The following is an 11,852-nucleotide window of genomic DNA, read 5'->3' as shown; positions in this document are numbered from 1 at the left end:
GATAGGTGTTACATGGCAGGCGCAAAAGAGATTCGCAGTAAGATTGCGAGCATCAAAAGCACGCAAAAGATCACCAGCGCCATGGAAAAAGTGGCGGTCAGCAAAATGCGCAAGGCACAAATGCGCATGGCTGCTAGCCGTCCCTACGCGGAGCGTATCCGCCAGGTTATTGGTCATCTGGCCAACGCCAACCCGGAATATCGCCACCCGTTCATGATCGATCGCGAAGTAAAGCGCGTCGGTTATGTCGTGGTGAGCAGTGACCGTGGTTTGTGCGGTGGTTTGAATACCAACCTGTTCAAGGCCCTGGTCAAGGACATGGCGGTAAACCGCGAAAAAGGCGTCGAGATCGATCTGTGTGTGGTCGGTAGCAAGGGTGCGGCCTTTTTCCGCAACTTCGGCGGTAACGTCGTTGCAGCTATCAGCCACCTGGGTGAAGAACCGTCGATCAATGATTTGATCGGCAGCGTCAAAGTGATGCTGGATGCATACCTGGAAGGCCGGATTGACCGCCTCTCCGTGGTATCCAACAAGTTCATCAACACCATGACGCAACAGCCTACCGTGGAGCAGTTGATTCCATTGGTGGCCGCCCCGGAACAAGAACTCAAGCACCACTGGGACTACCTCTACGAACCAGACGCCAAAGAGCTGCTTGACGGCTTGATGGTGCGCTACGTGGAGTCGCAGGTGTACCAGGCGGTGGTCGAGAACAACGCGGCTGAACAAGCTGCGCGGATGATCGCGATGAAGAACGCTACCGACAACGCCGGTGATTTGATCAGCGATTTGCAGCTGATCTACAACAAGGCGCGTCAGGCTGCGATCACCCAAGAGATCTCGGAAATCGTCGGCGGCGCTGCCGCGGTTTAACGGTTCAAATATTCAGAGGATCCAGCTATGAGTAGCGGACGTATCGTTCAAATCATCGGCGCCGTTATCGACGTGGAATTCCCACGCGACAGCGTACCGAGCATCTACAACGCTTTGAAAGTCAAAAGCGATGCAGGCACCACCCTGGAAGTTCAGCAGCAGCTGGGCGACGGCGTGGTTCGTACCATTGCAATGGGTTCCACCGAAGGCTTGAAGCGCGGTCTGGAAGTCACTGACTCTGGCGCAGCCATCTCCGTACCGGTCGGTAAAGCGACCCTGGGCCGGATCATGGACGTCCTCGGTAACCCGATCGACGAAGCCGGTCCAATCGACACCGAAGAGCGCTGGGGCATTCACCGTCCTGCGCCTTCCTTCGCGGAACAAGCAGGCGGCAACGACCTGCTGGAAACCGGCATCAAGGTTATCGACCTGGTTTGCCCGTTCGCCAAGGGCGGTAAAGTCGGTCTGTTCGGTGGTGCCGGTGTAGGCAAAACCGTAAACATGATGGAACTGATCCGTAACATCGCCATCGAGCACAGCGGTTATTCCGTGTTCGCCGGTGTGGGTGAGCGTACTCGTGAGGGTAACGACTTCTACCACGAGATGAAGGATTCCAACGTTCTGGACAAAGTGGCACTGGTTTACGGTCAGATGAACGAGCCGCCGGGTAACCGTCTGCGCGTAGCACTGACCGGCCTGACCATGGCCGAGAAGTTCCGTGACGAAGGTAACGACGTTCTGCTGTTCGTCGACAACATCTATCGTTACACCCTGGCCGGTACTGAAGTATCCGCACTGCTGGGCCGTATGCCTTCCGCAGTAGGTTACCAGCCGACCCTGGCCGAAGAGATGGGTACTCTGCAAGAGCGTATCACTTCGACCAAAAACGGTTCGATCACCTCGATCCAAGCGGTATACGTACCTGCGGATGACTTGACTGACCCGTCGCCAGCGACCACGTTCGCCCACTTGGACGCCACCGTCGTACTGTCCCGTGACATCGCCTCCCTGGGTATCTACCCAGCGGTCGATCCACTGGACTCGACTTCGCGCCAGCTGGACCCGAACGTCATCGGCCAGGAACACTACGACACCGCTCGCGGCGTCCAGTACGTTCTGCAGCGTTACAAAGAACTGAAGGACATCATTGCGATCCTGGGTATGGACGAGCTGTCGGAAACCGACAAGCAGTTGGTATCCCGCGCTCGTAAGATCCAGCGCTTCTTGTCGCAGCCGTTCTTCGTGGCTGAAGTCTTCACCGGTGCCTCGGGTAAATACGTTTCCCTGAAAGACACCATTGCTGGCTTCAAAGGCATCCTCAACGGTGACTACGACCACCTGCCAGAACAAGCGTTCTACATGGTCGGCGGCATCGAAGAAGCGATCGAGAAAGCCAAGAAACTGTAATTCCGGCGCCCGGTAACGGGCGCTAATCAGGTTGAGGCAAGCAGATGGCTATGACATTCCATTGCGATATCGTCAGCGCGGAAGGGGAAATCTTCTCCGGTCAGATCGAGAGTGTGATTGCACACGGCGAACTGGGCGACCTGGGTATTAACTTTGGCCACGCGCCATTGATTACATCCTTGAAGCCTGGTCCGATCACTCTGACCAAGCTGGGCGGGGAACGGGAGGTGTTTTACATCTCCGGTGGTTTCCTCGAGGTTCAGCCGAACATGGTCAAGGTACTTGCCGACACCGTGCAACGTGCTGCCGACCTGGATGAAGCCTCCGCTCAGGAAGCCGTCAAGGCTGCCGAGAAGGCCCTGAACGAAAAAGGCGCAGATTTCGACTACGGTTCTGCTGCTGCACGTCTGGCCGAGGCCGCAGCTCAGCTGCGCACCGTCCAGCAGATCCGCAAGAAGTTTGGCGGCTAAGCCGTCAAGCCTCATGCGTGATTGATTAAAAAGGGTAGCCTCGGCTACCCTTTTTCTTTTTTTGCAAAACACTTCTTTGGTCTGAAGTCTGACCGCCCAGGATTGGTAGCCATTCATGTCTCTCGAAATCGTAATTCTTGCCGCAGGCCAGGGCACCCGTATGCGTTCGGCCCTGCCCAAGGTGCTGCACCCGGTTGCCGGCAACTCCATGCTTGGCCATGTTATCCACAGCGCCCGGCAGCTGGATCCACAGCGCATTCATGTGGTGATCGGCCACGGTGCCGATGTGGTGCGTGAGCGGCTGGCGGCGGATGACCTGAATTTCGTATTGCAGGACAAGCAATTGGGTACCGGGCATGCCACCGCGCAGGCCGTGCCGTTCATCAAGGCCGACACCGTGCTGATCCTCTACGGTGACGTGCCGCTGATCGAAGTGGAAACCTTGCAGCGCCTGCTCAAGCACGTGGTGCCAGGCCAGATGGGCTTGCTCACTGTCGAGTTGGACGACCCGACCGGCTACGGTCGCATCGTGCGCAACGCTGACGGCAAGGTCGCCGCCATCGTCGAGCATAAAGACGCCAGCGAAGCCCAGCGCGCCATCACTGAAGGCAACACCGGTATCCTCGCTGTGCCGGCTGACCGCCTGGCTGACTGGATGAGCCGCTTGTCCAACAACAATGCCCAAGGCGAGTACTACCTGACCGACGTCATCGAGATGGCCGTCAGCGATGGCCTGGTGGTCGCCACCGAACAGCCCCACGACCCGATGGAAGTGCAGGGCGCCAACGACCGCAAGCAACTGGCGGAGCTGGAGCGTCACTACCAACTGCGTGAAGGCCGCCGCCTGATGGCGCTGGGCGTGACGCTGCGTGATCCGGCACGTTTCGATGTGCGGGGTGACGTCACCGTTGGCCGCGACGTGCTGATCGATATCAACGTGATCCTCGAAGGCCGCGTGGTCATTGAAGACGACGTGGTGATCGGGCCGAACTGCGTGATCAAGGACAGCACCCTGCGCAAGGGTGTGGTGATCAAGGCCAACAGCCATATCGACGGTGCGGTGATGGGCGAGGGCAGTGATGCCGGTCCGTTCGCGCGTTTGCGTCCGGGCAGCGTGCTGGGCGCTCGCGCCCATGTGGGTAACTTTGTAGAACTGAAAAACGCCCGGATGGGTGACGACGCCAAGGCCGGCCATCTGGCTTACCTCGGCGATGCAGTGATCGGTGCCCGCAGCAATATCGGCGCAGGCGCCATCACCTGCAATTACGACGGCGCCAACAAGTACCAGACGACCATTGGCGAAGACGTGTTTATCGGCTCCAACAACTCGCTGATCGCCCCCGTCACTATCGGTGATGGTTCAAACACCGCCGCAGGTTCCACCATCAACCAGGATGTGGATAAGTCCCAGTTGGCCGTCGCCCGCGCCCGCCAGCGCAACATCGACGGCTGGAAACGCCCGGTCAAAATCAAAAAGACCTGAGTTATCCACAACCCTGAAACACTGCGATACTTATGTGGGAGCGGGCTTGCTCGCGAAGGCGGTCTTTCGGTTGATACATGCGCCGACTGACACACCGCCTTCGCGAGCAAGCCCGCTCCCACATTTTTATCTGTGTTGATTCAAAAAACTCAGTCGCATGCTTGACCATTTTGAATGAATAGGTTTTGATTGCCTTCGTTATCTTTCGAAACGAAACTTATCATCACCATGTCGAAACGAAATACACCCCAACGTCGCCACAACATCCTTGCCATGCTCACCGAGCAAGGTGAAGTCAGCGTGGACGAATTGGCCAAGCGTTTCGAAACCTCGGAAGTCACCATCCGCAAGGACCTGGCGGCCCTCGAAAGTAACGGTCTGTTGCTGCGTCGCTACGGTGGCGCCATCACCATGCCTCAGGAACTGGTCGGTGATCCGGCACAGCCCATTTCGGCCTACAAGCGCGCCATCGCCCGTGCGGCCGTCCGGCGTTTGCGGGAACACGCGCGCATCATCATCGACAGCGGCAGCACCACCGCCGCCATGATCCCCGAATTGGGCCACCAGCCCGGCCTGGTGGTGATGACCAACTCCCTGCACGTGGCCAGCGCCTTGAGCGACCTGGAACACGAGCCGGTATTGTTGATGACCGGCGGCACCTGGGACCCGCATTCGGACTCGTTCCAGGGCCAGGTCGCCGAACAGGTACTGCGTTCCTACGATTTCGACCAGCTCTTTATTGGTGCCGATGGCATCGACCTGGAGCGCGGCACCACCACCTTCAACGAATTACTGGGGCTGAGCCGCGTCATGGCCGAAGTCGCCCGCGAAGTGGTGGTGATGGTCGAGTCCGACAAGATTGGCCGCAAGATCCCCAACCTGGAACTGCCCTGGAGCAGCGTCCATACCCTTATTACCGATGATCGCCTGCCACTTGAGGCCCGCGACCAGATTCAAGCCCGCGGCATCACGCTGATTTGCGCGGCAGTCATCTAGGAGAGAAACCATGTGTGGAATTGTTGGCGCAGTCGCTGAACGAAACGTCACTGCCATTTTGCTCGAAGGCCTCAAACGCCTGGAATACCGTGGCTACGACAGCGCCGGTGTGGCGCTCTTTACCAACGCCGGCAAGCTTGAGCGCATGCGTCGCCCGGGCAAGGTCAGCGAACTCGAACAAGCGTTGGCCGGTGAGCCGCTGGTAGGCCGCCTGGGTATCGCCCACACCCGTTGGGCCACCCACGGCGCGCCGTGCGAACGCAATGCTCACCCGCACTTCTCCGGTGACCTGGCGGTTGTGCACAACGGCATCATCGAAAACCACGAAGTGCTGCGTGAACAACTCAAGGGCCAGGGTTATGTCTTCACCTCGGACACCGACACCGAAGTCATCGCTCACCTGCTGAACCACAAGCTCAAGGACATCGGCGACCTGACCAACGCTCTCAAGGCCACCGTCAAGGAACTGCATGGCGCCTATGGCCTGGCCGTGATCAGCGCCAGCCAGCCTGACCGCCTGGTCGCCGCCCGCAGTGGCAGCCCATTGGTGATCGGCCTGGGCCTGGGCGAGAACTTCCTCGCCTCCGACCAACTGGCCCTGCGTCAGGTGACTGACCGCTTCATGTACCTGGAAGAAGGCGACATCGCCGAAATCCGCCGTGAAAGCGTGCAGATCTGGGACGTTGACGGCCAGTCCGTGGAACGTGAGGCCGTGCAGTATCGTGACGGCGCCGAAGCCGCCGACAAGGGCGAGTTCCGCCACTTCATGCTCAAGGAAATCCACGAGCAACCGGCCGTGGTGCAACGCACCCTGGAAGGTCGCCTGAGCCAGAACCAGGTATTGGTGCAAGCCTTCGGCCCGCAAGCTGCCGAGCTGTTCGCCAAAGTGCGCAACGTGCAAATCGTCGCCTGCGGCACCAGCTACCACGCCGGTATGGTCGCCCGTTACTGGCTGGAAGAACTGGCCGGCATCCCGTGCCAGGTCGAAGTCGCCAGCGAATTCCGCTACCGCAAGGTGGTGGTGCAGCCCGACACTCTGTTCGTGACCATCTCCCAGTCCGGTGAAACCGCCGACACCCTGGCCGCCCTGCGCAACGCCAAGGAACTGGGCTTCCTCGGCAGCCTGGCGATCTGCAACGTCGGCATCAGCTCCCTGGTGCGCGAGTCCGACCTGACCCTGCTGACCCAGGCCGGTCGTGAAATCGGCGTGGCATCCACCAAGGCCTTCACCACCCAGTTGGTCGGCCTGTTGTTGCTGACCCTGTCCCTGGGCCAGGTTCGCGGCACGCTGGGCGAAGGCGTCGAGGCACACCTGGTCGAAGAACTGCGCCGCCTGCCGGCCCGCCTGGGTGAAGCCCTGGCCATGGACAGCACTGTGGAGAAAGTCGCTGAGCTGTTCGCCGACAAACACCACACCCTGTTCCTCGGCCGTGGTGCGCAATACCCGGTGGCGATGGAAGGTTCGCTCAAACTCAAGGAAATCTCCTATATCCACGCCGAAGCCTACCCGGCCGGTGAGCTCAAGCACGGTCCGCTGGCCCTGGTGGATGACGACATGCCAGTCGTTACCGTCGCGCCGAACAACGAACTGCTGGAGAAGCTCAAGTCCAACCTGCAGGAAGTGCGCGCCCGTGGCGGCCAATTGATCGTGTTCGCGGACGAGAAGGCCGGCATGACCAATGGCGAAGGCACTCACGTCATCAACATGCCGCACATCCACGACACCCTGTCGCCGATCCTCTACACCATCCCGCTGCAGCTGCTGTCGTATTACGTGGCTGTGCTGAAGGGCACCGACGTTGACCAGCCGCGTAACCTGGCGAAGTCGGTGACGGTGGAATAAGCCGCACCCGAACCACCAAAACCCCTGGCTACTAACAATAAAGATTGACACTTAACAATAAAGATTGACACGCCGTAACATAGATTGACACAAGGCCGAAACCCCCGTATTTACGGGGTTTTCCATTTTTTGGCTGAGCCATCGGTCTAGATTCTCCGCTTCGTTCCGCTCCGGGAGTAGGCTAAAGAGGGCTGTACCATGAACAGGTGGTGGGCGATTTTTTCCTATAACTATTTTTCAGGGCGAGGAGAGGCGGTCCCGGCGGACGAAGGAGGTAGCATTGCGCGGTCGTAGGTTTTCGTCTGAGACAGATATTCAGCGGCATATTTCGAATGGATTCGGTAGCGGAGCTGGTGCCAGTTATCTGCCGTGGCTGCGCGTCCAAGACGTGCCTTCCAGAGGACGCTCCCACAAGATCCAAGGTGTGAAGATCGATCGCCTCCATCACCTCTTTTCCGACCTAGAGCGCGCCTATTTTTTGGTATGTGAATTTTCGGAAAATGTTGTGGATATACGCGAGCAGTATCCATTGCTACCGCGAGAAAGTGCTCAAGCAATCGCGAGCTCTATGGGAGTGCGATACCCGAAGTATCCGAAGACAGTGCTTCCTTACGTTATGACCACGGATTTTTTATTAACGATAAAAAAGCCCGATGGCAGCTTTAAATCCGTAGCCAGAACAATTAAATACCGCACTGACCTCGAAGGCAAAAAAGCCAGGAGGACGTTGGAAAAATTTGAGATCGAAAAGCGTTTCTGGACTGGCCAACACGTTGATTGGGCCATTGTCACTGAAGAAATGTTCAGCCCCGATTTGATCAAGAATTTAGGCTTACTCAGGAAGTTCGCTCAACTGCCGCGCGCCTTGGCAGAGCCATCATTACACACAGATTTTCTGGGGCACTTAGCGAGCTGTCGTCCCTACCCGTGGAGTACTGCTGAATCTCTGCGAAAGATTGCCGCACGTTTATTTATCTCCTATCAAGACTCTCGGGCTTTATATCATCACCTGATATGGGCTAAGTCGATCAAGGTAGATTTGGTTGGTACTCCCATTCAAATGACTGCGCCACTACCAACATTTGAAATCATTGAGAAACCAATGAAAATTTCACTGACGGCGGAGGGCCTATCATGAAAGTCCAAGTCAATGATTGTTTCGAACCGCTTACTGAGTTTTCCGTCGTGCCGGGCTTCGTTAGGGTCTTGTACCTCAATGAGCGATACGATGCGGTCGTTTTGATCCAATTAACGGATCCGCCCCGCCAGCCGATTGGTTTAGGCCTGGAGGAGCTTCGCGGATCCGTCATTGCAGGTGATACGAAGCTAGCCAAGGTCGTTACGCCTGAGTTTCTCTTAGTGTTAGAGGATGACTTGGATGAGAAAAAGAAGCGGGAAAGGGATGAAAAGTGGAACATCATCGCACCCCTGATCGACTCAGATTATCCAGGTCAGATATTCGCTCCTGGTGAGATGGGTCAAATGGTCGGCGCTAGAGCTGTTGAGCTCGGTATACAGCGCAAGAGCATCTATCGACTTCTGTACCGTTACTGGATCAATGGCCAAGTTCGAAATGCGCTCTTGAAAAACTATGCGGGCGTCGGAGTTCCTGAGCGCAAGTATGATCCCGCAAAGCCCCCAGGTAGGAAGCCAAGGTATCAAGGTATTGCCGTTTCACCGACCAAGGTTATCGATGCCGTGGATAAGCGCTGTATCCGTATCGGCTACTCGTTATTTGTCGGGGATAAGACTTCTACGATAACCAACGCCTATGTTGAGATGCTCAGGAGGTTCTATACCGCGAAAGACCTGTCGAAAAATCCAGAATCAGGCGGTCGTTTGCTACCCGAATCGGAAATTCCTTCCTTTAGACAGTTCGATTATTGGGGAAAGCAATATTTCGACGAGGTTGAAACTGAACGTGGCCGTAAGGGAATGCGTAAGTGGCTAAAAGATTGCCGCCCCCTTTCTGGAACCGTCCGTGACTGGCTTCGTGGCCCCTGCCATCAGTTTGAGATCGATGCCACCATTGCGGACATTTATCTCGTGAACGGATACTCCAGGCGAATGCTCATTGGACGGCCGGTTGTGTACGTCGTCATTGATAGCTTTTCCGGCATGATCGTCGGTCTCTACATCGGATTAGAGGGCCCGAGTTGGAACGGAGCCAGGCAAGCGCTTTTCAACGCTTTCACTTCGAAGGTTGAGTTTTGCGCTACCAATGGGGTCACAATCGATTCAGGGGAATGGGCCTGTCATCACCTCCCACATCACATCTACGCTGATCGAGGCGAGATGTTGGGGAAAGCAGCTGAGGGTCTTGCCACTGGCCTGAATATCGAGCTGGGAATCGCTCCGCCTTACCGCCCTGACTGGAAGTCGATGGTTGAGAGCCGGTTCGGTATCCTGAACAACCTGACAGGCATCAGGTGGCTTCCTGGTGGTGTAGCTGCTAGGGAGAAGGAACGTGGCGAGCGAGATTACCGACTCGATGCAACGCTGAGCATTAAAGAGTTCACCAAGATTATCATCCAGTGTGTCCTTCACTATAACCGCTTCAACAGGCAGCCCGACAGGCTCACTCAAGAGATGATGAACGACGGTGTCGATCCGACGCCGTCAGGTATCTGGACTTGGGCATTAGAAAATGGTCATGTCGAACCAAACAATCATCCCGACGAGCTGGTCTATCTCCATTTGCTTCCGCGCGAGCAAGCGACGGTGCAAAAGGGTGGTGTGCTATTCCGAGGGATGCACTATGTCTGTGATGTAGCGATCGAGAACAACTGGTTTGCGAAGGCCCGTAGCCGCGGGGTTTGGTCGATAGAGTGTTGGTATGACCCAAATTCCTCAGCACATATCTGGATTCGGGGAGACAACAAACAGTTCATCCGTTGCGATTTGCGTAAGTCTGATAGCAAGTATGCTGGTTATCGATCCGATGAGATTTTCGATCTGCTCGAAGCTTACCGCCAGACTCCACCGACTCATAAACGCGCTGAGTTGGAGAGTCGGATTTCGCTGCTGGAGGAAGTTAATCAAGTCGTCAGCGGTGCGATCGCTGAGCGAAATGATGAGCCAGCGCCTGCGACCAAAGCTGAGATGATTGGAAATATTCGTGAGAATCGCGCCGTTGAGCGCCTCAAGGAGCGTGAGACCGCCCATGTGCCAGAGGGTGTAAGGATTGAATCGCCTGTGCTCAAGACAGAGATCTCCCAAGATCGCTCAGAAAACTTTGCCGGCCCTCGCAGCGCTCAGGTTATCGATATGCTCAAACGCCTGCGCCCAGGACAAAACTCATGAAAGGCGCCCAAGTTTTCGCAAGCTACACGAAGCAGGCGATAGCGGACTACGCGGGAAATCCACTCATCGAAGCGCTGCCACCGATCTTCTCAGAAGAGGTGGCAATGCAACTAATCTCGAACTTCCCCCGTCCTGTTGATCCAGAAGAGCTGACCCTCGACCGATCGACTCGGGTTCACTGCATCGACCGGTTGAGAACGGTGGTCCAGCCTTTGTTGGTCCACATGGATCTGGAGTCCGTATTTTCATTGCTGGTACGACGTGGGTACGTCGGACGCAACCCGACCTCTCCAGACACTGTCAGACATCTTCACTCACTTTCGGGCGCACAGCGCTACCACGATGGATTTAAGTCCACTGCCGAAACGTTCAGTCTGGTTGGCCTTAGTGGCATTGGAAAGTCCACCGCACTCGAAGCCATTTTGAGTCTCTACCCTCAAACGATTCGCCACGAGCGTTATGAAGGAAAGCAGTTCGTTCATACCCAGATCACCTGGCTCAAGCTTGACTGCCCCCGAGATGGTTCGCTGGCAGGCTTCTGTCAGCAATTTTTCTATGCGGTCGGGCGAGCTTTAGGTGATGAGGATTACTACAAGCGGTATAGGGCTCGGAACATCAATGACTCGTTGCAACAAATGGAACAGGTTGCGAGTACATTTTTCATCGGAGCTTTGCTGATCGACGAACTTCAGAACCTGCACCTCGCGAAAACTGGGGGCAAGGACAACATGCTGAATTTCTTCCTCCATCTAGTGAACAACATCGGAATTCCTGTGGTGTTCATCGGGACAAATTCGATGATCAGCCTATTTTCGGACGTCATGCGCAACGCAAGGCGTTGCTGCGGCGTCGGGGTACTCGAATTTAAACGTTTTGAGAAGGACGATGACGAGTGGCGCATGCTTGTTGAAAACCTCTGGAGCTATCAGTGGTACCAGCAGCCGGTCGAACTGACAGAGGATGTGTTTGATGCGCTGTATGAGCATACACAAGGGGTCACCGACTTTTTGGTGAAGCTTTTGGTGCTCAGTCAAAGGTATGCGATCCAGAGTGGTTCGGAATGCGTTACCGCCGAGACAATTGCGTTGGTGAGCAACACCAAGATGCAGATATTGAAGCCAGCTTTGTCCGCTCTGCGAAGCCGAGATCCGAAACGGATGCGGCAGTTCGATGATTTGCTTCCGATTGAAGACCAACTAAGCGACATGATGGCGTTCGATGGTGTGGCTCGGCCGGAGCGACTGGCATTGCTGCGCAGTGTCATCAGTCGCAGCGACAATAGTGCTACCAAACCTAATGTGGCGGCCGTTAACCAAGTCAAATCGCAGTCACCTGCGGCGGTGGCGGTTGAGACCTCAGAGGCACAGGCGCTAAGTGAAAGTGAAGACTCCATTGAGGCGTTGAAGAGCGCCGGTTGGATAAGCAGTGATCTCTTTGAGTTTTCTCCGTTGTATCGGAAGGGGTGAATTAAGGGTGA

At 56.2% G+C, this 11,852-nt stretch carries 9 protein-coding genes; all 9 read left to right on the top strand.

Going from position 1 to position 11,852, the window contains the following annotated elements; genetic code table 11:
* Positions 1-12: 12 nt before the first annotated feature.
* The 9 genes from atpG (at position 13) to V6607_RS32990 (ending at position 11,841) form a co-directional block, all read left to right on the top strand.
* A complete protein-coding gene (gene atpG, locus V6607_RS33030) occupies positions 13-873 on the top strand; it encodes a F0F1 ATP synthase subunit gamma (protein WP_003213547.1) in 861 nt (286 codons plus the stop codon).
* A 27-nt stretch (positions 874-900) separates the two neighbouring features.
* Positions 901-2,280: a F0F1 ATP synthase subunit beta gene (gene atpD, locus V6607_RS33025; RefSeq protein ID WP_003213545.1), complete on the top strand. Its 1,380-nt coding sequence runs from the start codon at positions 901-903 to the stop codon at positions 2,278-2,280.
* A gap of 44 nt (positions 2,281-2,324) precedes the next feature.
* Positions 2,325-2,750 carry a F0F1 ATP synthase subunit epsilon gene (locus V6607_RS33020; protein ID WP_008439541.1) on the top strand — a complete coding sequence of 142 codons (426 nt, stop codon included), beginning with the start codon at positions 2,325-2,327 and terminating at the stop codon, positions 2,748-2,750.
* 115 nt (positions 2,751-2,865) lie between these two features.
* Complete coding sequence (gene glmU / locus V6607_RS33015; protein WP_102370203.1) at positions 2,866-4,233, top strand: bifunctional UDP-N-acetylglucosamine diphosphorylase/glucosamine-1-phosphate N-acetyltransferase GlmU; 1,368 nt, start codon at positions 2,866-2,868, stop codon at positions 4,231-4,233.
* A gap of 228 nt (positions 4,234-4,461) precedes the next feature.
* Entirely contained in the window at positions 4,462-5,229 is a 768-nt protein-coding gene (locus V6607_RS33010) for a DeoR family transcriptional regulator (RefSeq protein WP_003213539.1), read from the top strand.
* A gap of 10 nt (positions 5,230-5,239) precedes the next feature.
* Positions 5,240-7,072 (top strand): glutamine--fructose-6-phosphate transaminase (isomerizing), encoded by a 1,833-nt coding sequence (glmS, locus tag V6607_RS33005; protein ID WP_003213537.1) that lies wholly within the window; start codon positions 5,240-5,242, stop codon positions 7,070-7,072.
* 280 nt (positions 7,073-7,352) lie between these two features.
* Entirely contained in the window at positions 7,353-8,210 is an 858-nt protein-coding gene (locus tag V6607_RS33000) for a TnsA endonuclease N-terminal domain-containing protein (RefSeq protein ID WP_032857196.1), read from the top strand.
* Entirely contained in the window at positions 8,207-10,375 is a 2,169-nt protein-coding gene (locus V6607_RS32995; RefSeq protein WP_032857197.1) for a Mu transposase C-terminal domain-containing protein, read from the top strand. Before V6607_RS33000 ends, V6607_RS32995 begins: the two co-directional genes overlap by 4 nt.
* Positions 10,372-11,841, top strand: coding sequence for an ATP-binding protein (locus tag V6607_RS32990; RefSeq protein WP_032857199.1), 1,470 nt, complete (start codon positions 10,372-10,374; stop codon positions 11,839-11,841). The genes V6607_RS32995 and V6607_RS32990 overlap by 4 nt, the downstream gene beginning before the upstream one ends.
* The last annotated feature ends 11 nt before the right edge of the window (positions 11,842-11,852 follow it).

The organism is Pseudomonas sp. KK18 (assembly GCF_037094675.1).
Taxonomy (GTDB): domain Bacteria; phylum Pseudomonadota; class Gammaproteobacteria; order Pseudomonadales; family Pseudomonadaceae; genus Aquipseudomonas.
Note: the sequence above shows the minus strand (reverse complement) of the source record. Positions and strands in the feature narration are given on the sequence as shown.